The organism is Aeromonas media (genome assembly GCF_000819985.1).
In the GTDB taxonomy this organism is placed as follows: Bacteria; Pseudomonadota; Gammaproteobacteria; order Enterobacterales; family Aeromonadaceae; genus Aeromonas; species Aeromonas media.
In genome coordinates this window covers 1-946 of record NZ_CDBZ01000001.1, presented here as the reverse complement: position 1 = coordinate 946, position 946 = coordinate 1, and the positions used below count along the sequence as shown (strand labels likewise).

The following is a 946-nucleotide window of genomic DNA, read 5'->3' as shown; positions in this document are numbered from 1 at the left end:
CTTATTATCTGAATTCCCGCCTCAATGCCATTGCGACCCTCATCGGCATCGGTCGATATTCATCTAACGCCGAAGTGATGAAATAAAAGCCCCAATGTAGCGACGACAATATCAAGTGCCAAAAGAGACGCCTTCATGCCAATATCAGGGACGGTCAGAAAGGGGCGACAATATAAAAGAGCCTTATTCGAGACCGCACCATCAAGCAGCCATAATATCAACATTGAAAATTAAAGAGTTAATTCAGGCTCGATGATGATTCATCAAAGAGCAATGCTATTGTTAATTCACTCAGATTAAGGTCGGTCTGTCATTCAAGGGGCTCATGGAGGAGCTCTGTCATGTTCTGGAATCAAAAAACAAGCAAGGAAGTGAATGAGCAGGTAGCAAAGATGGCAGAGTTGAGTGCTTTCGAGCAGGCCATCCAGTCCCTGGTGCCTTTCATCCAGTTTACCCCGGCAGGAGTGGTCACCTTCGCCAACGAGCTGTTTCTCAAGATCGTGGGCTTTGGACGTGAAGAGGTCATTGGCAAGCACCACAGCACGCTCTGTTTTCCGGAGGACGTCAAGACCCAAGATTATGAGAGCCTGTGGCAGGATTTGCGCGGTGGCATCTCCCGCAACGGGCGCTTCATCCGCCAGTCGAAATCGGGCAAGGCGGTCTGGCTGGAAGCTACCTATTTCCCCATCGTGATCGATGGCAAGGTGGTGCGCGTCGCCAAGGTCGCCTCCGATGTGACACCGCAGCAATCCTCCCTCGAGCGCACCCAGGCCTTGCTGGCGGCGCTGGACAAGTCGCTGGCAGTGATCGATTTCCAGCCGGACGGTACCGTCATCACCGCCAACCAGAACTTCCTCCACTGCTTCGGCTACCGGCTGGAGGAGGTGGTCGGCAAACACCATCGCCAGTTCTGCGACCCCGAGTTTTACCAGAACCTGATTACCCA

1 protein-coding gene is annotated in these 946 nt (G+C 52.7%); it reads left to right on the top strand.

Annotation, left to right across the window (positions count from 1 at the left end; genetic code table 11):
* Positions 1 to 341: 341 nt before the first annotated feature.
* The coding region (locus BN1127_RS00005) for a PAS domain-containing protein (protein ID WP_042648048.1) at positions 342 to 946 on the top strand (605 nt) is incomplete at its 3' end.